26 protein-coding genes, 4 tRNA genes and 1 riboswitch are annotated in these 23,767 nt (G+C 67.5%); of the genes, 20 read left to right on the top strand and 10 right to left on the bottom strand.

The annotated features are described in order from the left end of the window. Positions 1-14: 14 nt before the first annotated feature. The 3 genes from RSO68_RS00395 to RSO68_RS00385 form a co-directional block, all read right to left on the bottom strand. Positions 15-1,145 (bottom strand): DUF294 nucleotidyltransferase-like domain-containing protein, encoded by a 1,131-nt coding sequence (locus RSO68_RS00395; protein ID WP_315585020.1) that lies wholly within the window; start codon positions 1,143-1,145, stop codon positions 15-17. Positions 1,146-1,485: 340 nt separating this feature from the next. After that, positions 1,486-1,800: an HlyU family transcriptional regulator gene (locus tag RSO68_RS00390; protein WP_315585019.1), complete on the bottom strand. Its 315-nt coding sequence runs from the start codon at positions 1,798-1,800 to the stop codon at positions 1,486-1,488. Between the two features lie 49 nt (positions 1,801-1,849). Further along, positions 1,850-3,070 carry an argininosuccinate synthase gene (locus RSO68_RS00385; RefSeq protein ID WP_089849181.1) on the bottom strand — a complete coding sequence of 407 codons (1,221 nt, stop codon included), beginning with the start codon at positions 3,068-3,070 and terminating at the stop codon, positions 1,850-1,852. 147 nt (positions 3,071-3,217) lie between these two features. On the opposite strand from RSO68_RS00385, the gene rnt reads away from it, so the two are divergent. Next, positions 3,218-3,883, top strand: coding sequence for a ribonuclease T (gene rnt, locus RSO68_RS00380; protein ID WP_089849179.1), 666 nt, complete (start codon positions 3,218-3,220; stop codon positions 3,881-3,883). A gap of 93 nt (positions 3,884-3,976) precedes the next feature. On the opposite strand, the gene grxD is transcribed toward rnt, so the two are convergent. Then, entirely contained in the window at positions 3,977-4,327 is a 351-nt protein-coding gene (gene grxD / locus RSO68_RS00375; RefSeq protein ID WP_089849176.1) for a Grx4 family monothiol glutaredoxin, read from the bottom strand. A gap of 174 nt (positions 4,328-4,501) precedes the next feature. On the opposite strand from grxD, the gene argF reads away from it, so the two are divergent. The 7 genes from argF (at position 4,502) to RSO68_RS00340 (ending at position 10,560) form a co-directional block, all read left to right on the top strand. After that, positions 4,502-5,422 carry an ornithine carbamoyltransferase gene (argF, locus tag RSO68_RS00370; protein ID WP_089849174.1) on the top strand — a complete coding sequence of 307 codons (921 nt, stop codon included), beginning with the start codon at positions 4,502-4,504 and terminating at the stop codon, positions 5,420-5,422. A gap of 98 nt (positions 5,423-5,520) precedes the next feature. Next, positions 5,521-5,826 (top strand): hypothetical protein, encoded by a 306-nt coding sequence (locus RSO68_RS00365; protein WP_089849172.1) that lies wholly within the window; start codon positions 5,521-5,523, stop codon positions 5,824-5,826. Between the two features lie 116 nt (positions 5,827-5,942). Further along, positions 5,943-6,065: riboswitch (TPP riboswitch) on the top strand. A gap of 62 nt (positions 6,066-6,127) precedes the next feature. Further along, positions 6,128-7,228 carry a glycine oxidase ThiO gene (gene thiO, locus RSO68_RS00360; RefSeq protein ID WP_315585018.1) on the top strand — a complete coding sequence of 367 codons (1,101 nt, stop codon included), beginning with the start codon at positions 6,128-6,130 and terminating at the stop codon, positions 7,226-7,228. Beyond that, entirely contained in the window at positions 7,225-7,434 is a 210-nt protein-coding gene (thiS, locus tag RSO68_RS00355; protein ID WP_089849168.1) for a sulfur carrier protein ThiS, read from the top strand. The genes thiO and thiS overlap by 4 nt, the downstream gene beginning before the upstream one ends. Then, positions 7,434-8,234 (top strand): thiazole synthase, encoded by an 801-nt coding sequence (locus tag RSO68_RS00350; RefSeq protein WP_089849166.1) that lies wholly within the window; start codon positions 7,434-7,436, stop codon positions 8,232-8,234. The genes thiS and RSO68_RS00350 overlap by 1 nt, the downstream gene beginning before the upstream one ends. A 143-nt stretch (positions 8,235-8,377) precedes the next feature. Further along, the gene (locus tag RSO68_RS00345; RefSeq protein ID WP_315585726.1) at positions 8,378-9,514 is read left to right on the top strand and encodes an alcohol dehydrogenase catalytic domain-containing protein; all 1,137 of its coding nucleotides are present in this window, start codon (positions 8,378-8,380) and stop codon (positions 9,512-9,514) included. Then, positions 9,511-10,560: a proline racemase family protein gene (locus RSO68_RS00340; RefSeq protein WP_089849164.1), complete on the top strand. Its 1,050-nt coding sequence runs from the start codon at positions 9,511-9,513 to the stop codon at positions 10,558-10,560. Before RSO68_RS00345 ends, RSO68_RS00340 begins: the two co-directional genes overlap by 4 nt. Positions 10,561-10,648: 88 nt before the next feature. Here RSO68_RS00340 and RSO68_RS00335 read toward each other — a convergent pair whose 3' ends face one another. Both RSO68_RS00335 and RSO68_RS00330 read right to left on the bottom strand, forming a co-directional pair. After that, positions 10,649-11,752, bottom strand: coding sequence for a DUF4236 domain-containing protein (locus tag RSO68_RS00335; RefSeq protein WP_089849161.1), 1,104 nt, complete (start codon positions 11,750-11,752; stop codon positions 10,649-10,651). Between the two features lie 289 nt (positions 11,753-12,041). Next, positions 12,042-12,117 (bottom strand) — tRNA-Ala (locus RSO68_RS00330). A gap of 225 nt (positions 12,118-12,342) precedes the next feature. On the opposite strand from RSO68_RS00330, the gene uvrY reads away from it, so the two are divergent. The 8 genes from uvrY (at position 12,343) to nadB (ending at position 18,757) form a co-directional block, all read left to right on the top strand. Then, positions 12,343-12,990, top strand: coding sequence for a UvrY/SirA/GacA family response regulator transcription factor (gene uvrY, locus RSO68_RS00325; RefSeq protein WP_089849159.1), 648 nt, complete (start codon positions 12,343-12,345; stop codon positions 12,988-12,990). Between the two features lie 65 nt (positions 12,991-13,055). Then, positions 13,056-14,870 (top strand): excinuclease ABC subunit UvrC, encoded by a 1,815-nt coding sequence (gene uvrC / locus RSO68_RS00320; RefSeq protein WP_089849157.1) that lies wholly within the window; start codon positions 13,056-13,058, stop codon positions 14,868-14,870. 177 nt (positions 14,871-15,047) lie between these two features. After that, positions 15,048-15,599, top strand: a complete 552-nt coding sequence (pgsA, locus tag RSO68_RS00315; protein ID WP_089849155.1) for a CDP-diacylglycerol--glycerol-3-phosphate 3-phosphatidyltransferase — start codon at positions 15,048-15,050, stop codon at positions 15,597-15,599. Positions 15,600-15,672: 73 nt separating this feature from the next. Continuing rightward, positions 15,673-15,747, top strand: a tRNA-Gly gene (locus RSO68_RS00310). A gap of 26 nt (positions 15,748-15,773) precedes the next feature. Continuing rightward, positions 15,774-15,847 (top strand) — tRNA-Cys (locus RSO68_RS00305). A gap of 32 nt (positions 15,848-15,879) precedes the next feature. Beyond that, positions 15,880-15,966 (top strand) — tRNA-Leu (locus RSO68_RS00300). Between the two features lie 71 nt (positions 15,967-16,037). Beyond that, on the top strand, positions 16,038-17,180 hold the full coding sequence (locus tag RSO68_RS00295) for an FUSC family protein (RefSeq protein WP_315585017.1): 1,143 nt from the start codon (positions 16,038-16,040) through the stop codon (positions 17,178-17,180). Beyond that, entirely contained in the window at positions 17,177-18,757 is a 1,581-nt protein-coding gene (gene nadB, locus RSO68_RS00290) for an L-aspartate oxidase (RefSeq protein ID WP_315585016.1), read from the top strand. Before RSO68_RS00295 ends, nadB begins: the two co-directional genes overlap by 4 nt. A 27-nt stretch (positions 18,758-18,784) precedes the next feature. Here nadB and RSO68_RS00285 read toward each other — a convergent pair whose 3' ends face one another. Together RSO68_RS00285 and RSO68_RS00280 are read right to left on the bottom strand one after the other, a co-directional pair. After that, a complete protein-coding gene (locus RSO68_RS00285; RefSeq protein ID WP_089849150.1) occupies positions 18,785-19,108 on the bottom strand; it encodes a hypothetical protein in 324 nt (107 codons plus the stop codon). Between the two features lie 34 nt (positions 19,109-19,142). Next, the gene (locus tag RSO68_RS00280; RefSeq protein ID WP_315585015.1) at positions 19,143-19,436 is read right to left on the bottom strand and encodes an FAD assembly factor SdhE; all 294 of its coding nucleotides are present in this window, start codon (positions 19,434-19,436) and stop codon (positions 19,143-19,145) included. A gap of 201 nt (positions 19,437-19,637) precedes the next feature. Between RSO68_RS00280 and RSO68_RS00275 the strand changes: the two genes are divergently transcribed. From RSO68_RS00275 to lapB, 3 genes are read left to right on the top strand one after another with little or no spacing between them, the layout of a single operon-like run. Beyond that, positions 19,638-19,934: an integration host factor subunit beta gene (locus RSO68_RS00275; protein ID WP_089849146.1), complete on the top strand. Its 297-nt coding sequence runs from the start codon at positions 19,638-19,640 to the stop codon at positions 19,932-19,934. Between the two features lie 52 nt (positions 19,935-19,986). After that, positions 19,987-20,292, top strand: coding sequence for a lipopolysaccharide assembly protein LapA domain-containing protein (locus RSO68_RS00270; RefSeq protein ID WP_089849144.1), 306 nt, complete (start codon positions 19,987-19,989; stop codon positions 20,290-20,292). After that, on the top strand, positions 20,293-21,471 hold the full coding sequence (lapB, locus tag RSO68_RS00265) for a lipopolysaccharide assembly protein LapB (RefSeq protein ID WP_315585014.1): 1,179 nt from the start codon (positions 20,293-20,295) through the stop codon (positions 21,469-21,471). Between the two features lie 7 nt (positions 21,472-21,478). Here the strand turns inward: lapB and pyrF are convergent, their stop codons facing one another. Then, complete coding sequence (gene pyrF, locus RSO68_RS00260) at positions 21,479-22,180, bottom strand: orotidine-5'-phosphate decarboxylase (protein ID WP_315585013.1); 702 nt, start codon at positions 22,178-22,180, stop codon at positions 21,479-21,481. 212 nt (positions 22,181-22,392) lie between these two features. Between pyrF and RSO68_RS00255 the strand changes: the two genes are divergently transcribed. Then, positions 22,393-22,683 (top strand): ComEA family DNA-binding protein, encoded by a 291-nt coding sequence (locus tag RSO68_RS00255; RefSeq protein WP_089849137.1) that lies wholly within the window; start codon positions 22,393-22,395, stop codon positions 22,681-22,683. A 147-nt stretch (positions 22,684-22,830) separates the two neighbouring features. Here the strand turns inward: RSO68_RS00255 and RSO68_RS00250 are convergent, their stop codons facing one another. Continuing rightward, positions 22,831-23,592 (bottom strand): SDR family oxidoreductase, encoded by a 762-nt coding sequence (locus RSO68_RS00250; RefSeq protein WP_089849135.1) that lies wholly within the window; start codon positions 23,590-23,592, stop codon positions 22,831-22,833. Positions 23,593-23,767 lie beyond the last annotated feature (175 nt).

The raw sequence follows: 23,767 nt of genomic DNA, 5'->3' as shown, positions 1-23,767 counted from the left end.
AGTGAACCGGCGACTCAGCCCGCCCGACGGGCGCGACGCAGCAGCGCACGGATCCCGCGGAGATCGTGGCGCAGAAGCAGGCGCTGATCCTCACGCAGGCGGGTGATGTCCACCCAGCCATCCGGCGTGCGCCCCTCGACCAGTGCCAGGCGCTGCTCCGTCAGAATCAGCCCCTGCAGCCGCTCAAGCGCCGCTGTCAGCGCCTCGGCCTGCTCGGCGGTGAGCGCCTCGCACATCACCAGCGCGACCAGGCGCGCGCGGGTATCCGGTGGGCGGACGCCGTGGCGAAGGGCCAGCAGGCGCACCGCGCCGACCAGCGGCAGCAGGCCCTGGCGCTTTAGGCTGAGAGCGCGCTCGTGGGGGGCATCCTCATCGTCGCCGCGCAGCCGACCGAGACGGTCCAGGGCCACGGGCAACTCATCAAGCAGGCTTGCCATCTCGTCGAGGAAGAGGTGCGCGGCGGGCAGATGCCGGGCTACCTGCTCGGCCAGCCCCTCGGCCAGCGCCGGCTCGCCGAAGACCGGACGGAAATCGAGCAGGATGTTGGCCTGCTGCACGCGCTTGATGCGCCGCTCCGCCGTCCATATCTCCAGCTGCGCCCGCCACTCCGAGAGCCGCTTGCGCCACATCGGAAAGCGCGCCATGACGTGCCCCCGACAGAGCGGAATGCCGGCCGCATCGAGCCGCGCGGTGAAGCGCTCGCCCAGCGCCTGGAAGTAGCCGTCGATCTCGGTATGCCGCGCGTCGGGGTAGTCAGCGATGATCATGGCGTTGTCCTGATCCGGCGCCAAAAGGCTCTCGTGGCGGGCGCCCGAACCCAGCACCAGCACGCAGAAAGCCGCCGGCGGCGCTCCCCAGCCCTGGGCCCGCATCTCGGAAAGCGAGAGCTCGATGGCGCGCCGATAGAGCCAGTCGTTGTGGTCGCTGATCAGCTGGCTGATGCGCCCGGCGGGCAGATCGAGGCGGTCGAGCGCGGAGACGAGCTCACCCTGCCAGGCATGGGCCGCGGCGAGGTCGGGATGCGGGCCGAGGCGCTCGAGTGCCCCGCGCAGCGGGTCCAGCAGCGCAGGCCAGGCCGCGGGATCGGGGTGTGCCTCGTCGGCGAAGAGCGCCCGCCAGGACGAGGAACGGTGCAACAGGCGCATGGACTCTCCGTGTCATGTCACGAATCGGCATTTCCTCGAGTCTAACGAGGGCATCCATTCGCCACACTTGGGCGAAAGGCCAAGGCGGAGGGAAGAGATGGCCGGCAGGCGATCACAGGACAACTATGACAGGAAAGCTGCGACAACAAGACCATGACAGAAAAGCCATGACAGAGAGGCGATGGCCGCGGGGACCATGACAGCCGAGGGCGGTTAAGGAAGGCGTTTAAAGACGGCCTTCAGTAAGGACTTTCTAAGGCCCTTAAGAGAGGGCACTTCAAGGAGAGAACGACGCGCCCCGTCGGCGGGAGCGTCGTTAGTGTGGCACCGCGGGCGCCGCTCAGCGCGGCGAGAACATGTCGTCGCCGACCTCGTCGATGAAGCGCTCGGCCTTGCGGACCATCAGGGTGTCGCAGGCCTCGCGGCCGGGCACCATGTCGGAGCGCTCGAAGCGGTGCTCGAGCATCTCGCCGGCCTGCTCCTCGCTCGAGGGGATCGGCTTGCGGATCCAGCCGCTGACGCGAAACTGGCCGCCCATGTCGGCGGGCTCGGAGACGATCAGATAGCCCTTGTATTCGACCGGCTCGGCGGCGGGCGCGCCCTTGGGCTCGCCCTCGTTGCCCCCGAACAGGCCGGACAGCAGCTTCTTCAGCATGGAACCTCCTGACAGAAAGACGCCGGCACGAGGCCGGCGTCGGGGTGGCTCAATCCTGACGGCGACCCTTGCCGGCGGCGATGCGCAGGCGCAGGGCGTTGAGCTTGATGAAGCCCTCGGCATCCTTCTGGTCGTAGGCGCCGGCATCGTCCTCGAAGGTCGCGATGGACTCGTCGAAGAGCGAAGCGTCGGACTTGCGGCCGGCGACGATGGCGCTGCCCTTGTAGAGCTTCATGCGCACCACGCCGGAGACGTTCTTCTGAGTCTCGTCGATGGCGGCCTGCAGCATGCGACGCTCCGGGCTCCACCAGTAGCCGTTGTAGATCACCTCGGCGTACTTGGGCATCAGCTCGTCCTTGAGGTGCGCCTCCTCGCGGTCCAGCGTCAGCGACTCGATGGCGCGGTGGGCGCGCAGCATGATGCTGCCGCCCGGCGTCTCGTAGCAGCCGCGCGACTTCATGCCCACGTAGCGGTTCTCAACGATGTCGAGGCGGCCGATGCCGTTGTCGCCGCCCATCTTGTTGAGCTTCTCGAGCACCTCATGGGGCTTCATCGGCACGCCGTCGATGGCCACGATATCGCCCTGCTCGAAGGTCAGCTCGACGTAGGTGGGCTGGTCCGGCGCGGCCTCCGGCGAGACGCTCCAGCGCCACATGTCTTCCTCGGCCTCGGCCCAGGGATCCTCGAGGATGCCGCCCTCGTAGGAGATGTGCAGCAGGTTGGCGTCCATGGAGTAGGGTGACTTCTTCTTCTTGGAGGAGAAGTCCACCGGAATGTCGTGCTGATCGCAGTAGGCCATCAGCTTTTCGCGGGAGTTGAGGTCCCACTCGCGCCACGGGGCGATCACCTTGACGCCCGGCTTCAACGCGTAGGCGCCGAGCTCGAAGCGGACCTGGTCGTTGCCCTTGCCGGTAGCGCCGTGGGAGATGGCGTCGGCGCCGGTCTGGTTGGCGATCTCGATCAGGCGACGGGCGATCAGCGGGCGCGCGATGGAGGTGCCGAGCAGGTACTCGCCCTCATAGATGGTGTTGGCGCGGAACATCGGATAGACGTAGTCGCGCACGAACTCCTCGCGCAGATCCTCGATGTAGATCTCCTTGACGCCCAGGGCCTCGGCCTTGGCGCGCGCGGGTTCGACTTCCTCGCCCTGGCCGATGTCCGCGGTGAAGGTCACGACCTCACAGTCATAGGTTTCCTGCAACCACTTGACGATGACGGACGTGTCCAGGCCGCCGGAATAGGCGAGCACGACCTTCTTGACATCGGACATGCTGAGGCTCCTTTTGGCTAACGATCATGAAAGGGGGAGATTATAGCGCGACGAGCCTCCAGCGAACACCGGCGACGGGACGCGCTGCGGCCAAGCTGGTAGACTGCCGCGGTCTAGAGAAACGATGCCCCAGACAAGGAGAGGTGCATGAGCGAGGCGATGGCCCGCGAACTCATGGCGCAGCGGTTCCGCAGCTTCCTGCCCGTGGTGGTGGACCTGGAAACCGGCGGCTTCAACGCGCAAGGCGATGCGATCCTGGAGATCGCCGCGGTAACCCTGACCATGGACCCGGAAGGCAACCTGCTGCCCGATGCCACCTATGCCTACCATGTCACGCCCTTCGCCGGGGCCAACGTGGAACAGTCGGCACTGGACTTCACCGGCATCCGCCTCGATGACCCGCTGCGCCAGCAAGTCGCGATCAGCGAGGCCGAGGCGCTGGGCGAAATCTTCCGCCCGGTGCGCAAGGCCATCAAGTCCCACGGCTGCACCCGCGCCGTGCTGGTCGGCCACAACGCGGCCTTTGATCACGGCTTTTTGAACGCGGCGGTGGCGCGCTGCGGCATCAAGCGCAATCCCTTCCACCCCTTCTCGAGCTTCGATACCGCGTCGCTCGCCGGCCTGGTCTACGGCCAGACCGTGCTGGCCCGCGCCTGCCGCGCCGCCGGCATCGAGTTCGACAACAGCGCCGCTCACTCGGCCCGCTACGATACCGAGCGCACCGCCGAGCTGTTCTGCGCCATGGTCAATCGCTACAAGGACCTGGGCGGCTGGGACCTGGCGCAGCGCGAGCAGGGCATGGAAGAGGCCTGAACGCCCGTATGCCCCGAGACGCCTACCAACGAAAACCCCCGCCGGCGCTGGCCGACGGGGGTTTTGTCATGCTGCGCGGCGCGCAGGCGGCCCTCAGGCCTGGGCGTCGCCCTCGCCTTCCTGGGCGCGCGCGGCCGCGGCCTTGACCAGGGTCTCCAGCTCGCCGGACTGATGCATTTCGGCGACGATGTCGCAGCCGCCCACGAGCTCGCCCTCGACCCACAGCTGCGGGAAGGTCGGCCAGTTGGCGACCTTGGGCAGCTCGGCGCGGATGTCCGGGTTGTCCAGCACGTTGACGAAGGCGAAGCGCTCGCCGCAGGCCATCAGGGCCTGGACGGTCTGTGCGGAGAAACCGCACTGCGGCAGCTGGGGCGTGCCCTTCATGTAGATCAGGATCGGGTTCTCGCCGATCTGGCGCTGAATGTTCTCGACGGTAGTGCTCATGACGTCTCCCTTACTCGTTTACTGGACTCGCCTGCCGGGCGACCCGGGGGGATTCGGGCAATACCCGACCGCGCGGGTCGGCCTTGTGGATGCAGCCATTCTACTGATGCCGGGCGCGTTGCGCATCCCCCGTGGGCTGGCTAGGATGGTCGTTTTTCCCCGTGGAGCGACCCCATGGCCATCCGCCATTTCCTCACCCTGCTCGATCTCAGTCCGGACGAGCTGCGCTACCTGATCCAGCGCGCCATCTCGATCAAGAATGGCCTGAAGACCCACGGGCCCACCTATACCCCCTTCGCCAACCGCACCCTGGCGATGATCTTCGAGAAATCCTCGACGCGCACCCGGGTCTCCTTCGAGACCGCCATGGCGCAGTTCGGCGGCCACGCGCTGTTTCTGTCGTCGCGCGACACCCAGCTCGGCCGCGGCGAGCCGATCGGCGACACCGCCCGCGTGCTCTCGGAGATGGTCGATGCGGTGATGATCCGCACCTTCTCCCACCAGGGCCTAGAGCAGTTCGCCTCGGCAAGCTCGGTGCCGGTGATCAATGCCCTGACCGACGACTACCACCCCTGCCAGCTGCTGGCCGACGTGATGACCTGGACCGAGCTGCGCGGCAGCGTCAAGGATCGCACTGCGGTATGGATCGGGGACGGCAACAACATGTGCCACTCCTGGATCAACGCTGCCCGACAGTTCGACTTCCGGCTGCGCATCTGCTGCCCCGAGGGCTATGAGCCCCGCCAGGACATCCTCGACGCCGCCGGCGACCGGGTCAGCATCGTGCGCGACCCGCATGCCGCCGTGGCCGACGCCGACCTGATCACCACCGACGTCTGGGCCTCCATGGGCCAGGAAGAAGAGCAGGCCAAGCGCGAGGCGGACTTCGCCGGCCTGCAGGTCACCGAGGCGCTGCTCGATCACGCCCGGGAAGACGCCCTCTTCCTCCACTGCCTGCCCGCCCACCGCGGCGAGGAGATCAGCGAGACCCTGCTCGACGACCCGCGCGCCGTGGTCTGGCAGGAGGCGGGCAACCGCCTGCACGCTCAGAAGGCGCTGATCGAGTTCCTGCTGTTGGGACACGTGGACAGCTGACGGAGACGCGGCGGAGGCCACCTTATACCTTGGTATGACATCGACCTTCGTCGCATGTATAATGCGCCGCAGCAATCCCGTTCAGGAGATGCGGCAGCATGAATCATTCCCACCCCAGTCACAGCGGCATGCAGCGCAGCCTGCGTCAGTGCCTCTCCCACATGGCCGCCATGCTCTATCGCCACGGCCATGTGCTCGAGACCGTCACCGTCAGCCATCGCGGCCTCGATCGCCAGGCCCTGAAGACCCTGGGAGCGGCCACCAGCGACTGGGCGCCCTGCCAGACGATCCTTGAGAACAGCCAGGCCGCCACCTGGAACGACCAGCAGCGCCTGGTGCTCACCGGCCTCGGCCGCGAGCTGCTGTTCGACATGTTCGGCGAAGGGGCCGCCGACTGCGCCTGAGCCCGATGCCGGGCTAGCGTATCGGGACCAGCCTCAAGACCAGACCTGAAGACCAGCCCTGGAAAATGCCCGGGCGCGCCCTCGATTGCGCGCCCGGGCATTTTTGGTTACGTTGTGACGACTTGTCGGGGAGCCCCGGTACGCTCATGGAGACGTGCACGGGGGCTGAGATCGGTACGGCCGAACCCGTTGAACCTGATCAGGTTGATGCCTGCGGAGGGAACAAGCTGTCGTCTCGCCCAGCAGCCCCCTTTCGTCATCCAGCCTGTTCCTCCACGTCTTCTGCTGGATGGACAACGCCATGACACACCCCACCGATAGAACCATCGCCGTGGCCGGCGCCGGCCTGCTGGGCCGACTGGTCGCCTGGCAACTCCTGCGCGACGGCCATGCCGTCACCCTCTTTGATGCCGGCGACCTGGAGCACCCCGCCGCTGCAGCCTGGACGGCGGCCGGCATGGTGGCGCCACTGTGCGAGACCGCGGTCTCCGAGCGCAGCGTCTTTGACATGGGGCGCTTCGCGCTGGCCCAGTGGCCGCGCTGGCTCGACGCTCTCAATGCCGGCGACCTGTGGCATCACCAGGGCAGCCTGATGGTGGCGCACGCCCAGGACATGGGGGAGCTCACCCAGTTTCGTCGCGACCTCACCCACGTACTTGGTGAGGAGCCGCCCTGCCAGTCGCTCGACGACGCCGAGATCCACCGCCTGGAGCCCGACCTGGCGGCGGGCTTTCGACAGGGCCTCTACCTGCCGGGCGAGGCTCACCTGGACAATCGCGCCCTGCTCGAGCGCCTGCTGACCGAGATTCGCCGCCTGGGTGGCACCTGCCATGCCCACTGCCCGGTGGACACCTTCCCCGGCGAGATCGAGACCCGCGACGGCCGGCATGCCTTCGATCTGGTCATCGACTGTCGCGGCACCGGCGCCCGCCAGCATCACGCCAGCCTGCGCGGGGTGCGCGGCGAGACGCTGCACGTGCAGACGTCGGAGCTCCGCCTCACCCGCCCGGTGCGCCTGATGCATCCGCGCTACCAGCTCTACGTGGTGCCCAAGCCCGACCAGCGCTTCGTCATCGGGGCCACCCAGATCGAGAGCGAGGACCGCTCGCCAGTCTCTCTGCAGTCTTCCCTGGAGCTGGGCAGCGCCCTCTACACCCTGTCGCCGGCCTTCGCCGAGGCACGCATCCTGGAGCAGGGCGTCAACCTGCGCCCCGCCTTCCGGGACAACCTTCCCCATGTCACCCAGCGTGACGGCCTGATCACCGCCAACGGCCTGTTCCGCCACGGCTATCTGCTGGCACCGGCGGTCGCCTGCCACCTGCTGGCCACTATCCGCGGCCGGGGCAAGCAGCCCTTCGCCGAGACCCTGACGGGACATCCGCCCCAGGAGAGCGCTGCATGAACGAGATCACCCTGAGCCTCAACGACGAAACCACCCGCCTGCCGACCGATACGGCGCTGGCAGATGCCCTGGACACCTGGCACTACACCGAGCGGCGCGTCGCCGTGGCGATCAACGGCGAGTTCGTGCCCCGCTCGGCCTACGCCGAGCGGGTCCTTAAAGACCGCGATCGCATCGATATCGTGGCCCCGGTGGGAGGCGGCTGATGAACGCATTACACGACGACACCCTGACGCTCTACGACGAGACCTTCTCCAGCCGCTTCCTGCTTGGCACGGCCCTCTACTCGTCGCCCGCGGTGATGCAGGAGTCCATCCAGGCCGCCGGCTGCGACATGGTGACCCTGGGGCTGCGCCGCCAGAATCCCGCCGAGGGCGACGGCGACGCCTTCTGGCAGATCCTGCGCGACAGCGGCTGTCGGCTGCTGCCCAACACCGCCGGCTGCCGCTCGGCCCGGGAGGCCATCACCCTGGCCCAGATGTCCCGGGAGATGTTCGACACGCCCTGGATCAAGGTCGAGGTGATCGGCGACGACTACAACCTGCAACCGGACCCCTTCGGCCTGCTGGAGGCTTGCCGGACGCTGATCGACGACGGCTTCAAGGTGCTGCCCTACTGCACCGACGACCTGGTGCTCTGTCAGCGGCTGCGCGACGCGGGCTGCCAGGCGCTGATGCCCTGGGGCGCGCCCATCGGCACCGGCCGCGGCCTGATGAATCGCTACGCCCTTCAGACCCTGCGCCAGCGCCTGGACGTGCCGCTGATCATCGACGCCGGCCTCGGCGCCCCCTCCCAGGCCGCCGAGGCCATGGAGATGGGCTTCGACGGCGTGCTGCTCAACACCGCCGTGGCCAAGGCCCACCGACCGGCGCTGATGGCCGAGGCCTTCGCCGAGGCGATCATCGCCGGGCGCAAGGCGTATCGCGCCGGGCTGATGCAGCAGCGCCAGACCGCCAGCCCGAGCACGCCGACCGTCGGGCAGCCGTTCTGGCATAGCGGCGGCTGACGGATACCACCGGGCCACCGACACACCGACCCGCGCAGCGGCCGAAAGGGATGACGCCGGGTCGGGGAAGTCTGCTATCGTCGAGTCGAATCGACAGCGATGACAGGAGGCACCCCGTGAGCAGCGAACGCGTTCCCGAGACCATGGCGGCCATGCTGCTGACCGGGCATGGCGACGTCGACCGCCTGGCCTATCGCACCGACGTTCCCGTGCCGGCCCCGGCTCGCGGCGAGGTGCTGGTGAAGGTCACGGCGACGGCCAAGAACAATACCGACCGCAAGGCCCGCGAGGGCCTCTACCCCACCAGGGACAAGGGCGAGGTGACCTCCTTCGCCATGGGCGGCTCCCCCACCCTGACCTTCCCGCGCATCCAGGGGGCCGACGTGGCCGGGCGCGTCGTCGCCGTAGGCGAGGGCGTACCGGCCTCGCGCCTCGGCGAGCGCGGCCTGCTCGACTTCAACCTCTACCCCGATGGACGCCGCGACCTCAACCTCATGCCGGACTACTACGGCCACGGCGCCGACGGCGGCTTCGCCGAGTACATCGCCGTGCCGGCGGACCAGTTCCAACACGTGCCCAACCCCGAACTCGCCGATGCCGAGCTCGCCGCCATGGGCATGTGCTCCTACCAGACCGCCTACCACATGATGACCTCGGCTCGCGTCGCCGCCGGCGAGCGGGTGCTGGTCACCGGCGCCAGCGGCGGCGTGGGCACGGCGCTGATCCAGCTGTGCCGGATCGTCGGCGCCATCCCCTATGCGGTGAGCCAGCTCGACAAGGCCGACGCCCTCCTCGCACTCGGCGCCGAGGCGGTCATCGATCGCGGCGACCTGCCGAGCTTCGTCGATCGCGTGCTCGAGGCCACCGAGGGCGCGCCCATCGATGCGGTGATGGACCTGGTGGGCGGCGAGATGACCGGCCGCTTCATCGACACCATGATCGTCGACATGGCCAGACGCGCGAGCTATCCGCGGCTCTCCATCGCCGGCGCCAGCGGCGGCAACGTAAGCGAGCTGATGTGGACGCGCATCTATCTCTATCAGGTGCAGATATTCGGCGTCTCCCACGGCACCCGCGAGGAGGCCGAGCAGCTGATGGCCTGGATACGCGACGGCCGGCTCAAGCCGGTGCTCCACGCCGCCTTCAAGCTCTCCGAGCTGCACGCCGCCGAGCGTTACTTCGTCAACCGCGGCAGCGGCTACCTGGGCAAGATCGTGATCGTGCCGGATGCCGAATGGGCCGAACATGGTGCGCGCTTCGCGCTCGAGGAACCCGCATGAGCCAGCCACTGACCCTGCAACTGATCGATACCCACGCCGGCGGCGACGTCAGCCGCATCGTCGTCGGCGGCATCGCGCCGCTGCCCGGCGCCACCGTCCGCGACCAGATGCACTACCTGCGCGACGACGCCGATGGCCTGCGCCGCCTGCTGCTGGAGGAGCCCTACGGCATCCCCGAGATGTCAGTGGACCTGCTCGTCCCCCCCAGCGACCCCAGGGCTGCCGCGGGCTACATCATCATGGAGGTGATGGGCTATCCGATCTATTCCGGCTCCAACACCATCTGCACCGCCACCGCGGTGCTGGAGAGCGGCCTGGTGGCCAAAGTGGAGGGACGCCAGCAGTTCACGCTCGAGTCCCCGGCGGGACTGGTGCAGATCGAGGCGCTGGTCGAGAACGGCGTGGTGGAGGCGATCACCTGCGCGGGACTGCCGAGCTATATCGATACCTACCGCGCCAGCCTCCACGTGCCCGGGCTCGGCGACGTGACCTACAGCGTGGCCTACAGCGGCGGCTTCTATGCCCTGGTGGACGCCACGGAGCTCGGCTTCTCGCTGGTGCGTAAGGAGGAGCGGGCCCTGGCCGACTGCGCTCACCGGATCGTCGAGGCGATCCAGGCCGAGCGCGGCTTCTCGCACTACACCCTGGGCGACGTGGGCCCCCTGCCCTTCCTGCACTTCATGGGGCCCGTCGAGCAGGTCGCGGACGGCTACTATCGATCCCGCTCGACCACCTACGTGCATCCGGGCGTGATCTGTCGCAGTACCACCGGCACCGGCACCTCGGCGCGCCTGGCGCTGATGCACCACGAAGGGCGCCTCCGGCCAGGCGATCGACTCGAGACCATCTCGCTGCGCGAGACCGGCTTCATCGGCGAGTGCATCGGCACCCGTCCGGAGGGCCCCCTGACGGTGGTGGACAACACCATCACCGGCAAGGGCTACGTGCTGGCCCACTCCGACATCGTGGTCAACTGCACCGACCCGCTGGTGGAGTGCCACGGCCTGCGCCATATCCTCAGCGCCGGCCAGGACGCCTTCGACTGAGGGACGGCCGCGCGGAGAACGGGAAGACCGGGAGCGGAAAAGCCCGAGAGCGGTCACGATGATAAAAGAGTGCTAGTAAGAAAGACCGCTAGCGCCAGCGCCAATCGGGCTCGAAGGGCGTGATGTCACAAAGCTCGCCGCCGCGTGTCATCTCGCGGCGCAGGGAGAAGTCCGCTAGCACCTCACCGGGATCGAGGCTCGCCAGCTCATCGAAGGCGAGGCCCTGCCACTGCTCACGGCTCACCTTGACGCTGAACAGGTAGCGGCGCCCGCCGCCATCGGCGGCCGGGTCATCGAGGCGCCGATAGCCCGAGACCAGCGCCAGCTCGATGCGCGGCAGCCGCGCGAAGGCTGCACCGAGCACGCGAAAGGCCACGCCATGCAGGTAATCCCGGTAGAGCTGGCGCTGACGCGTGACCGTGAGCCGCTGCGGCGACAGCTTGATGCGCTTGGCGGGCATGCTCCAGCGACGGTCGGGCATCTCCTCGGGGCCTGGCAGGTCGATATCCAGGGCGATGGTGCGGTAATCATCGACCAGCGCGAAATCGATCAGCGTCTCGCGCGGCCAGTCGAGCTCCTCCAGACGCTCGACCAGCGTCTGCTGCATGGCGTCAGGGTCGTCCCAACTTGCCTCGTCCTCGCGCCGCTGGCGCTGGAACTCTCGGGCGTCGAACTCCGCCTTTCGCCACTCCCAGGCCCGATAGGCCTGTGCGTGCTCTGCCTGGCGTCGGGCGTTCTCGCGGTCGTGCCGCCGGCGGGCCGGCGCCCAGAGGCCCTGCCACCAGGCGGGGCGCGTCTCGGCCACCGGCACCGGAGGCGACTCCGGGTAGCTGCGCGGCCGATAGCCGGTGGCATCCGGGGCCGGCGTCTGCTCGTGCAGGCGGCCGAGCCGCTCAAGCTGCGCATTGAGGTCCTCGCAGTGCGCGCCGAGGGCCTCGCGCAGCTCCGCCTCGGCGCGGCGACGCACCTCTCGGGCCCCGGCCGCGGTCATTCGCGTGCCGTCTGCCTGCCGATAGCGAACCTCTCCGCTGGCGGTGATCTCCAGATCCACGGGCAGCGGCTCGTCGGCTTCGCCGCCCGCGATCAGCAGGCTGATCCCGGGCGGCCCCAGCGACAGCCCGGGGCGCAGGCGCGTGGTGTGAAAGCGCACGCCGGGTGCGAGACGAATACGACGCTGGAAGCGAAACTCCATGGTGATCTCCCCGACGGCCTGTCCATAGCAATGGCCTACTGTAACCCCTATTAGCCATGAAGTAAGGGCGCCATTGAGGGAAGACGCCGTGCGGGAAGCGCCTCGATGATCGTCCAATCGACGCCACGCCCCTTCTGGCAGCAGCCGAAGGACCCGGGCAAGGAGACACTCGTGCTGCCGGACAGCGCCTGATGCTAAGAGAACCGCGTGGAGCTTCCCTAGTTTTCCCCCAGCGCACGAAAAAGCCGCCTGGCGCGATGCGCTAAGCGGCTGATTCGAAGTGTCTTGTTGGTGGAGCCTAGCGGGATCGAACCGCTGACCTCAACACTGCCAGTGTTGCGCTCTCCCAGCTGAGCTAAGGCCCCACGTCGTTCCCGCCCTGCGAGAACGAGGCATATAGTACGCAACGCCTTGGCGTGCGTCAAGTCCCTAGTGGCGTTTTCGCATCTTGGCCCTTGTGCCAATTTGACTTAGACACGTAATGTGACACTCTTGGCACCGTCAGCCATCCGACCGGTCGATACGCAGGCGACTCTTCTCGCACGCTCGCCTCTCGCCGACTCTCACCACCACGTCTCAGGAGCGCCCGCGTGATCAGGGTTCTTGTCGCCGATGACCACCACCTGGTGCGGACCAGCATCGCCCATCTATTGAACGCCGAGCACGGGATCCGCGTGGTCGGCGAAGCGGCCAATGGCGAGGAGGCAATCACCCAGGCACGCACGCTCGAGCCGGACATCGTGCTGATGGACATCCGCATGCCCGGCATCGGCGGCCTGGAGGCGACCCGCAAGATCCATCGTTTCGCCGGCGATATCCGCATCCTGGTGCTGACGGCCTTCATCGAGGAGGCCTTCGCTCAACGGCTGCTGGAAGCCGGCGCCCAGGGATTCATCAGCAAGGGTTGTCAGCATGACGAGATGGTCGAGGCCATCCACTGCGTATTCGACGGCAAGCGCTACGTCAGCCCGGAGATCGCCCAGCGGCTGGTACTGTCGCGTATCGACGCGCCCGACAACCCCTTCGACGAGCTCTCCCAGCGCGAACTTCAGGTCGCCATGATGGTGGTCAACTGCCAGCGCGTCGCCGATATCGCCGAGCGCATGTTCCTCAGCCCCAAGACCATCAACACCTATCGCTACCGGATCTTCGAGAAGCTCGGCGTGGCCTCCGACGTCGAGCTGACCCACCTAGGCCTGCGCCACGGCTTGGTCGACGGCTTCAGCAACGTCGACTGATCCTTGAGGCGCAATCGAATCTGATAGAATCGGGTCCCGTTTCTCTCTTCCGGCACGCCGCAACCATGAGCTTCGATTCCCGAGACTTCCTCGGCAGCGTCAGCCAGTCACCCGGGGTCTATCGCATGCTCGACGAGCAGGGCGAGACCCTCTACGTGGGCAAGGCCCGTCGACTGCGGGCGCGCCTGGCGAGCTACTTCCGCGGTGCCCACAACGCGAAGACCCAGGCCCTCGTAGGCCGCATCGCCGATATCCAGATTACGGTGACCAACAGCGAGACCGAGGCGCTGATCCTCGAGCAGACGCTGATCAAGGAGCTGCGGCCGCCTTACAACATCCTGCTGCGCGACGACAAGTCCTACCCCTTCATCTTCGTCACCGACCGCCACCCCTTCCCGGCCCTGGAGTACAAGCGCGCCCGGGTGCGTCGGGACGACGGACGCTACCTCGGCCCCTACCCCAGCAGCGGCGCCGTGCGCGAGAGCCTGTCGCTGATGCAGAAGATCTTTCGCATCCGCAACTGCGAGGACAGCGTCTTCGCCCATCGCACCCGGCCCTGCCTGCAGTATCAGATCCAGCGCTGCAGCGCGCCCTGCGTGGACTTCATCAGCGAAGCAGACTACCGCCGGGACCTGGAACATGCGGTGATGTGCCTGGAGGGCAAGAGCGAGGCGGTGACCCGGGAGCTGACCGAGGCCATGGAGGCGGCCAGCGCCAACCTGGACTTCGAGGAGGCCGCCCGGCTGCGCGACCAGGTCCAGGACCTGCGCCAGCTGCAGCAGCGCCAGTTCGTCGACACCGGTAACGGCGACGCCGACGTCTTCGCCCTGGCCAGCCGTCCGGGGGCGCTGTGCATCTCAGTGCTCACGGTGCGCCAGGGCCGTCTGCTGGGGGCGCGACACCACGCCCCGCCTAACGGGCTCGACCTGGGCCCCGAGGCCCTGCTTGGCGACTTCCTCAGCCAGTTCTACCTGGGTCAGGCCCGCGAGATCCCCGCCGAGGTGATCACCAGCCACCCGGTCCCGGAGGACGAGCTGATCGCCCAGGCGCTGAGCGAGCGCGCCGGCAAGCGTATACGAGTGACCGACCAGGTCCGCGGCCATCGTGCCCAGTGGCGGGAGCTGGCGCGCACCAACGCCGAGCAGCAGCTGGCAAGCCAGCTGGCGAGCCAGAATCAGCTTGCAAAGCGCTTCGACGCCCTGCGCGAGGCTCTCGATCTCGAGCACACCCCGCAGCGGCTGGAGTGCTTCGACATCAGCCACAGCCACGGCGAGGCCACCGTGGCCTCCTGCGTGGTGTTCGACGAAAACGGCCCCCGCAAGTCCGACTATCGGCGCTTCAACATTGAGGGCGTGGCCGCCGGCGACGACTATGCCGCCATGCGCCAGGCGCTGACGCGCCGTTTCAGGCGCCTGGCCGATGGCCAGGGCGAGCGCCCGGACATCCTAATCGTCGATGGCGGCAAGGGGCAGCTGAACATGGCCCGCGAGGTCTTCGCCGAGCTCGGCGTCACCGGCGTCGCGCTGCTCGGCGTGGCCAAGGGCACCACCCGCAAGGCGGGCCTCGAGACGCTGTTCGTCGAGACCGTCGATCGCAGCCTGGATCTCGATGGCGCCTCGCCGGCCCTGCACCTGATCCAGCACATCCGCGACGAGTCCCACCGCTTCGCCATCGCCGGCCACCGAGCGCGGCGCGACAAGACCCGGCGCACCTCAACCCTGCAGGACATCCCGGGCGTCGGCCCGCGCCGGCGGCGCGAACTGCTGCGCTTCTTCGGCGGCCTGCACGGCGTCAAGCAGGCCAATCGTGAGGAGCTCGCCCGAGTTCCCGGCATCAGCGCGACGCTGGCCGAGACGATCCATCGCGCCCTCCATGGATGACCTGCATGAATGAATAGCGCCGGGCGAGCTTACGAGGCGCTGCCGCCGATGCCCGGCATCAGCAGCTCTACATCCGGACGGCCGAGACGATTCATCGCGCCCCGCATGGATGACCCGAGCGCGGGCGGATAGAATGAGAGACTTTCCCGGCACCCAAGGCAAGGATCGCAACTCCCGATGAACATACCCAACCTGCTCACCCTGGCCAGAATCGTCTTCATCCCGCTGCTGGTGGTGCTGTTCTACCTGCCCTTCTCCTGGAGCATGCCGCTGGCCGCCGCGCTGTTCGCCCTGGCCGCCGTGACCGACTGGCTCGACGGCTACCTGGCCCGCCGCTGGGACCAGTCCACGCCCTTCGGTGCCTTTCTCGACCCGGTGGCCGACAAGCTGATGGTTGCGGTGGCCCTGTCGCTGCTGATCGAACGCTACGACGTGATCTGGCTGACACTGCCGGCGCTGGTGATCATCGGCCGCGAGATCGTCATCTCCGCGCTGCGCGAGTGGATGGCCGAGATGGGCAAGCGCGGCCAGGTGGCCGTCTCCTGGATCGGCAAGGTCAAGACCACGCTGCAGATGACTGCCCTCCTGCTGCTGCTCGCCTTCACGCCGGGCACGCCAATCGCCATGCTCGGCGTTATTACCCTGCATGTGGCCGCCCTGCTCACGCTGTGGTCGATGATCCTCTACCTGCGCGCGGCCTGGCCGCACCTCAGCAGCTCCATGCGCTAAGGCGATTGGCGCTCAAGGGATAGAAAGCGTTTGACAGTCACCGACTTATCCGTATAATACGCACTCGAGTCAGGCGGGAATAGCTCAGCGGTAGAGCATCGCCTTGCCAAGGCGAGGGTCGGGAGTTCGAATCTCCTTTCCCGCTCCATTCCCTACGAATGGTACGACTCATGAGGCTGGATGGCAGAGTGGTTATGCAGCGGACTGCAACTCCGTGTACGCCGGTTCGATTCCGACTCCAGCCTCCACTATTCCCTGGTTGCCCGCTCGTGACCGAGCCGCCCGGATGGCGAAATTGGTAGACGCAAGGGACTTAAAATCCCTCGGTGGCAACACCGTGCCGGTTCGAGCCCGGCTCCGGGCACCAGCTCACTAGCACTCTCCTGCTAGCACTATCCTGAAAGCGTCGGGCGCGACCCTCCAACGGGACGCCATCTCATGATCCTGCCGCGCCTGCGTGACCCCTACTTCAATTATCAGCATCGACGCAAGCTCTACGTGCTGCGCATCGTGCTGGCCCTCTGCGCCACCTTTACCCTCATCGAAGCATTTGCCATCCAGCACAGCGGCTGGGCCCTGGTCAGCACCATCATGGTGATGGGCAACCTTCCTCACATCGGCGGCGTGCTCGACAAGGGACGTCAGCGCCTGCTCGGCACCGTGCTCGGCGCCAGCGTCGGGCTTTTGCTGATCATGCTCCCCCTGCCCTGGCCCTACCTGGTGCCCTTCGGCGCCCTGTGCGGCATCGCCGCCGCCACCTGGCTGACCTTCGGCAATCGGCACGGCTACAGCGGCCTGATGTTCGCCATCAGCCTGCTGCTGGTGATAGGCGGCGGCCAGCAGGAGCTTAACATCGCACTATGGCGCGCCTTCGACGTGCTGCTCGGCACCCTCGTAGGCATCGCCGTCACGGTCCTGGTGCTGCCCCAGAAGGCTACCGACATGATGCGCTTCATGCTGGCCGACAATCTCGATCGCATGGCCCGCCTCTATCATGCCCACACCACCGCCACGGCCGCCCACGACATCGACGCCCGCGAGCTGCTCAAGGCCACCAGCAGCCTGCTGATCAAGCAGCGCGGCCTGGTGGATGCCATCCACCGCGAGCGACGCCTGACCCGCCACGAACTGGACGATCTGATCTCGCTGCAGCGGCGCATGCTCTCCACCATCGAGCTCTTGCTCGAGACCCACTGGAACAGCCGCGACGGGCACGAGCTCATCGAGGCCATGGACGGACTGCGCGAACAGCAGCACACCCTGGCACGCGGCATCGGCACCCTGGCCTTCCAGGTGCGCACCGGCCGGGCGATCGACGTCACCATTACCCCCTTCGCCCTGGACCGCCACGCCGAGCTTGCCGCCAACGCCCGGGCGAGCGACGGAAGACGCCTCTTTAGTCCCGGCGGCTATCTGTGGCTCAATCGAGAGCTGGCACGACTCACCGACGACCTGACCCGGCGCCTCGGCGACCTGGATCGCCTGCCCAGCCGGCGACTGCGCCGCCGAGCCCCCGACCACGGCCTCACCGACGCCCGGTCGACCGCCGATGACCACCACACGAGAAGGAAAGGCAGATGACTGACGGCAAGCATGAGGTGCTGGTCATCGGCGGCGGCGTCGCCGGACTGGTGCTGGCACTCGAGGTAGCCGACCATCGCCGGGTCACGCTGCTGCGACCGACCAGCGACGACCAGGGCGCCAGCCGCTGGGCTCAGGGGGGCATCGCCGCGGTACTCTCCCCCCAGGACGACATCGAGGCCCACGTCGCCGACACCCTGGTAGCTGGCGATGGCCTGTGCGATGAGACCGCGGTGCGATTCACCGTCGAGCAGGGCCCATCCGCCATCGCGTGGCTGCTGTCGCTGGGCGTGCCCTTCACGCCGGATCACAGCCCCGACGCCGGCTACCCCTATCACCTGACCCGCGAGGGAGGTCATGGCGCCAGGCGCATCATTCATGCCGACGACGCCACCGGGCGCGCGGTGGTCGAGACCCTGCGCCAGCACGTGGATGCCCATCCGAGCATCACGCTGCGCGGCGACCTCACCGCCATCGGCCTGGTCGGTGACGCCCAGGGCCACTGCCGGGGGGCGCGCTGCCTCGACGGCGAGGGCCGGGTGCACGAACTGCTCGCCGCAGATACCGTGCTCGCCACCGGCGGCGCCAGCGGCCTCTACCGCCACACCACCAGCCCCCAGCCGGCCAGCGGCGAGGGCATGATGATGGCCGCGGAGCTCGGCGCCGAACTGATGAACCTGGAGTTCCAGCAGTTCCACCCGACCTGCCTCTTCGATCCCGATGGCCCGGCCTTCCTGATCAGCGAGGCGGTGCGCGGCGAAGGCGGACAATTGCTCAATGCCGCCGGGGAACGCTTCATGCCCGGGATCGACCCCCGCGCCGAACTGGCGCCCCGGGACGTGGTCGCCCGAGCCATCGATGCCGAAATGCAGCGCACCGACACCGATCATGTCTTCCTGGATATCCGCCACCTCGGCGAGACCGCCATCCGCCAGCACTTCCCGACCATTCACGCCCACTGTGCGAGGCGAGGACTGGACATCGTCCAGCAGCCGATCCCGGTGGTGCCGGCCGCCCACTACAGCTGCGGCGGGGTGAGCACCGACCTCGATGGCGCCACCACGGTACCGCGCCTTTACGCCATCGGCGAGGTCGCCTGCACCGGCCTGCACGGCGCCAACCGCATGGCCAGCAACTCGTTGCTGGAGTGCCTAGTGTATGCGCGCAGCTGCGCCCGGCGACTGCTCGAGGCAGCGCCAGGCTCGGCGGCCGAGCTACTGACGGCACATTTCGGCGATCGGGTGGAATCCCCGGAGACCCTCACCGCCATCCGCGAAGCGATGCGCCAGCTGATGAGCGCCCGGGTGGCCATCGTTCGCACTGATCAGGGCCTCGACGAGGCCGCCAGGGAGCTTTCCCAGCTGCATCGAGATTTGGCCCTGCGCGTTCGCGAGGCCGCCCCGTCGGTGGAGTTGTCGAACCTTTGGCACGCCCTGCGCCTGGCGCGCCTCACCGTGGCTTCGGCGCGCGGGCGGCGCGAATCCCGCGGGCTGCACCACAATCCTGGCTGTGCCGTCCACGGCGACGCCGATCCGCACCCCTCGCGTATCCATCTGACGGCGCTCGAAGGGGCCTGACCCCCGCGCCACCGGGCCCTGGACCGCTCAAGGCAGCGGCAGCAGCTCCCTACGCAGCCGGCGAAGGGCTTCGGGGTCGCTGCTGTCCGGCCACAGCCACAGCCGACGCCCCTCGATCCAGAGCCCGATCAGCCAGGGGCCGAGGTAGTCGCAGCGCAGGCTGACCGGCCGCCAGGCCTCGTCAACGTGATCGCGCCAGGCCGCACTGGTCTCCCCGGCCGCCGTCGGCGTGAGGCGCAGCTGCCCCGAGCGTCGGTCACGCGCCATCAGGGCCAGCGTCCCGGCCAGCAGGCACACCGCCAAGGCGCCTGCCCAGGTGGCCGCCGCGACGCTGACCAGGCCGGCAACCATGGCGGCCACCAGCCCCTGAGCCGCGAGCGCGACCCTAGAGGTTGCGATAGTGATCGTTGTCGGTGGTCTCGGCATGCTCGACGATCAGCTTGACGATGCGGCGCCGCGTTGGGTCCTCGGGCCATTCACGGCGCATCAGCCAGACGAACAGGTCCTGATCCTCCTCGTCGATCAGAGCCCTGAACGCCGCCTGGTCCGCCTCGTCCAGATCGCCATAGCGCTGTTCGAGGAAGGGAATCAACAGCAGGTCCAGTTCCCACATGCCACGACGCGAGTGCCAATAGAGGCGTTTGCGCAGGGCGGCTTCCGGAGACGAATCGTCGTTCAAGGTCGGCCTCGTTGAGTCGAGTGGATGTGACAGCAGTATACCCGAGCCCCTGGCCGGCGGCAGCCCGCCTCTGACTCATGCGCCACAACGCTCGGCAAAAGGTCGTAGTGCGTTGTTTTCTCGAGATTTGCCCAGTATGCTTTGGAAAACAACAACGCCCGGATCACGCCGACCCCGGCAGGACCGCACGGAGACGAGTCGATGACCAAGTCCGAACTGATCGAGCAGATCGCCATGCGACAGCCGGAGCTGTCGGTAAAGGAGGTCGAGGCGGCGGTACGCCTGATCCTCGACGACATTACCGACACCCTATCCGAAGGAGGCCGGGTAGAGATCCGCGGCTTCGGCAGCTTCTCGCTGCACTACCGCGAGCCGCGGGTCGGCCGGAACCCCAAGACGGGGGAACCGGTCGCACTCGACGGCAAGTTCGTGCCACACTTCAAGCCCGGCAAGGAGTTGCGCGAACAGGTGGATGCCAGCCGCGCACTCGGCTACTGAACGGCGTCCCATGATCGCCGTCCCTCCTTCAACCGACACGGGAACATTGCACATGCGTTGGCTCAAAGGCCTGATCCTGGCCATCATTTTGTTGGCGGTGCTGCTGATCGGCATCCTCTTTGCCGTCAACAACCAGCAGACCCTGCCCCTGAACCTGATCTGGATCGAGCTCCCCGCCGCCTCGCTCTCCGTCTGGCTGCTGGCCTCGCTGACCGCGGGCGTGCTGCTCGGCATGATCGCCATGAGCGGCGTCTATCTGCGCCTGCGCACCCTGCTGACCCGCGCCCAGCGCCATAACCAGCAGCAGCGTAAGGAGCTCGATCGTCTGCGCGTCCAGGAGATGAAGGAACTCTCCTAGATGCCCGACGTGCTCTTGCTGGCCCTGCTGGTGGCAGCGATCGCCGCCGGCTGGTGGCTGGGCCGACGAGAACGCCCGAAGGGCGACGCCACTTCCGCGACGCCCTCCCTGGCGCGAGACTACTTCGTCGGCCTCAACTACCTGCTCAACGACCAGCAGGACCAGGCCATCGAGACCTTCATCGGTGCACTGGAGGTCAACAGCGATACCGTCGAGACCCACCTGGCCCTGGGCAACCTCTTTCGCAATCGCAGCGAAGCCGACCGGGCGCTGAAGATCCATCAGAACCTGCTCGCCCGGCCGACACTGACCAGCGATCAAAGCGAGCGGGTGCAGCTCGAGCTTTCCCGCGACTTCCTGGCGCTTGGCCTGCTCGACCGTGCGGAACGTCTGCTCGAGGGCCTGGTGCGCGACACTCACGACAGCGAGCTTCGCCGATCGGCCAGACGACTGCTGATCGATCTGTTCGAGCGCGAGCGCGAGTGGCAAGCGGCACTGGACGTGGCACTGCCCAAGCTGGTGCGCCAGCACGACGACATCCGGCGCGCGGCGGCCCACTGGCTCTGCGAGCTGGCCGAAGAGGAGCGCCACTCGGCAAGCCCGGTACTGGCCAGGCGACACCTGCGTCAGGCGCTGGCCACCGATGCGCGCTGCGTGCGCGCCAACCTGTTGCTGGCCGCCATGGCCCAGGACACCGGCCAGTACAAGCAGGCCATCAAGCTACTGCGACGCATTCCCGAGCAGGACGCCAGCTACACGCCGCTCATGCTCGAGCCGCTGGCCCACGCCTATCGGCTGCTGGACGACGAAGAGGGGCTGGTCCGCTGCCTGCGGGAACTGCTCGACGAAGTGCCCTCCACGTCCGTGATCAGCCTGCTGGCCGAGACGCTCTATCATCAGGGACGTGATGAGGACGCGGTCGCGTTGATCCGCGAGCAGCTCGAACGACAGCCGAGCCTGGAGGCGATTCACCAGCTACTGTCGCTATCGCGGCGCCACCCGCGGGAAGAGGACGAGCGCATCGAACTACTCGAGCGCCATACCCAGGCACTGGTCCGTGCCCGCCCTCGTCACCGCTGCCGGCGCTGCGGCTTCGCCACCGCGACGCTGCACTGGCAGTGCCCGCGCTGTCGCAGCTGGGGCACCACTCAGCCGATCGACGCCGCCGACGGGAGCTAGACTCGCCTCAGCCGGCGGCCAGCTCCGCCTCTATTGCCGCCAGCGCCGCCATGGGATCCTCCGCCTGCGTGACGGGGCGCCCCACCACCTGATGCGTGCTGCCCGCCCGCAGGGCGTCGAGAGGCGTCATCACGCGACGCTGATCCCCGGCGGCAGCGAAGCTCGGCCGAATGCCGGGCGTCACCTTGAGGAAGTCAGGGCCGCAGAGCGTGGTCAGGCGATTCGCCTCCTGAGGTGAACAGACAACGCCATGCATGCCGCTGTCGCGGGCCAGCACGGCCAGGCGTTCGACCTGCTCCGCGGGAGGCGTCGATACGCCCACCTCGGACAGATCCTCGGCCTCCATGCTGGTCAGCACCGTCACCGCAATCAGGTGAGTGGACAGCCCGTGACGATCCAGTCGCTCCCGGGCGGCCTCCATCATGCGCCGCCCCCCGCCGGCATGCACGTTGACCATCCATACGCCCTGCTCGGCCGCCGCCTGGACGGCTCCGGCCACGGTGTTGGGAATGTCGTGGAACTTGAGATCCAGAAACACCTCGAAGCCTCGACCGTGCAGCGCCTCGAGGATATCCGGGCCGCTGCGGGTAAACAGCTCCTTGCCCACCTTGAGCCGGCAGCGTGAGGGATCGAGGCGATCGGCCATGCACAGTGCGGCGTCCAGGGAGGCATAGTCGAGGGCGATGATCAGGGGAGAAGCGGTGGACACGGTCGGGCTCCTGGCAGGGTGAAGGAATCGCCCCAGTATATCAGTGATGGCCTACGCCGCTGGGGCAAAGACGCCGGCATCGCCTCCGTGATGGCTTACGCCACAGCGGTACGATCTCTGACGAGGCGATAGCGTCCGGCGCGCTAGCTTGAAGGGGACGAGCCGGTGCACAGAGGCAACGGCCCGCATCCCAGGACTCAAGGAGAGCCACCATGACCCACGCCCTCAAGAACCGCTTGACCTGCCTGATGCTGACGATACTGCTGGGCCTCGCCCCTCTCGCCGCCAGCCAGGCCCTGGCCCAGGAGATGTCACCGATCGACATCAACGCCGCCGATGCGGCGCTGCTGGCCGAATTGCCCGGCATCGGCCCGAGCAAGGCCACGGCGATCGTCGAAGATCGCGAGGCCAATGGCCCCTATGAGAACGCCGAGGATCTGACGCGGGTCAGCGGCATCGGCGAGGTCACGGTAGACGGCCTGGCCGACCAGATCACCTTCTGATCACGCCGCGTCGCTCACCGTATTCAAACACGCCTCATCCATCACGGGCAGCGATGCCGGCCGCACCTCGGCCGGCATCGCCACGCAGCACGCCGACAGAACGCGGGGCGAGAACATCGTGCCCGCTAGAATCCCAAGCCTGGAGCCCTAGAGCCTCAGCCCGCCATCGCACTCGATCACCCGCCCAGTGAAGTACTCGTTGGTCATGATGAAGGCGACACTTTCGGCGATATCCTCGGGCTGGCCGAGACGCCGGAGCGGCACTCCCGAGGTCAGCTTCTCGAGCATGTCCTCGCGCATCGAGGCGGTCATGTCGGTCTCGATGAAGCCCGGCGCCACCGCGCCCACGCGAATACCGTAGCGCGAAAGCTCCCCCGCCCAGGTGGTGGTCAGCGCCACCACCCCGGCCTTGGCCGCCGCGTAGTTGCTCTGGCCCATGTTGCCGGCCCGCGAGATGCTCGAGATATTGACGATGACGCCCTGGTGGCCCGCCTCGATCATCTGTGAGGCCGCCTCCCGGCCGCACAGGAAAACGCCGGTGAGGTTGACGTCGATCACCTGCTGCCACTGCGACAGGGGCAGCGTCTTCTCCACCTTGCCGTCCTTCGCCTTGACCAGCAGCCCGTCCTTGACGATCCCGGCATTGTTCACCAGACCCTGGATCGGCCCCAGCGACGCGAGGATATCGCTAAAGGCCTGCTGCACCGAGGCCTCATCGGCCACGTTGACGATGAAGCCCCGCGACGCGATCCCCTCGGCGTGCAGGAGGGAGACGGCCTGATCCAGGGCGTCGCCGTCGAGATCCATCAGGGCGAGACGCGCCCCCTGGCGGCCCAGCCGCCGTGCCATGGCCAGGCCCAGGCCGCGAGCGCCACCGGTGATGGCGATTACGGTATTGTCGAATGTCATGTGCGCTTCTCCGGGAGACAGGGACTCGCACGATCACAGACTCAAGCCGACCCTCGAGGAGACCTGGACGGCCTGCATAACCTTATGACCTTGCGATTAGCGCTACTTTAACGAAGCCTGGAAGGATATTCCACGACGCCTCCCCGCCGCCCCGACGGCTTGAATTCTGGCACCG

Origin of the sequence: Halomonas saccharevitans (assembly GCF_032333995.1) — a bacterium.
In the GTDB taxonomy this organism is placed as follows: domain Bacteria; phylum Pseudomonadota; class Gammaproteobacteria; order Pseudomonadales; family Halomonadaceae; genus Halomonas; species Halomonas saccharevitans.
This window is presented reverse-complemented; position numbering and strand designations above follow the sequence as displayed.